General features: G+C 65.8%; 1 protein-coding gene. It reads left to right on the top strand.

The features are described 5' to 3' along the window. The coding region (locus G3I71_RS46020) for an amino acid ABC transporter permease (RefSeq protein WP_164324888.1) at positions 1-544 on the top strand (544 nt) is incomplete at its 5' end. Between the last annotated feature and the right edge of the window lie 23 nt (positions 545-567).

Here is a 567-nt window from a genome sequence, read left to right as displayed (position 1 = left end):
CCCGCTGATCTTCCAGTACATCAACCTCGGTCCGATCTACAAGAACGAGACCGTCGACGTCATGACGCCGTTCATGGTCGCCCTGCTGGGCCTCGGCCTGAACGAGGGCGCCTACATGGCGGAGATCGTCCGTGCGGGCATCCAGTCCGTCGACGAGGGCCAGAGCGAGGCCTCGCACGCCCTCGGCATGACCCGGACGCAGACCATGCGCCGCGTCGTACTGCCCCAGGCGATGCGCGTGATCATCCCGCCGACCGGCAACGAGTTCATCAACATGCTGAAGACCTCGTCCCTGGTCTCGGCGGTGCAGTACACCGAACTCCTGCGGGCCAGCTCCAACATCGGCAGCACGGCCGGCGCGGTCATCGAGATGTACTTCGTCGCCTCCATCTGGTACCTCGCCCTGACCAGCGTCTTCAGCGTCGGGCAGTACTACCTGGAGCGGCGCTACGCCCGCGGTTCGCTGCGCAGCCTGCCGCCCACGCCGTTCGAGCGGCTGAAGGCAAACCTGAACATGTTCCGCCGTACGGAGGTGGCGAAGTGACCGCCCAGCCGATGGTCAAGGCA

This window comes from Streptomyces sp. SID12501 (assembly GCF_010550245.1).
Classification (GTDB): domain Bacteria; phylum Actinomycetota; class Actinomycetes; order Streptomycetales; family Streptomycetaceae; genus Streptomyces.
The sequence above is the reverse complement of the archived record's forward strand: the minus strand, read 5'-3'. Positions and strand labels throughout refer to the sequence as shown.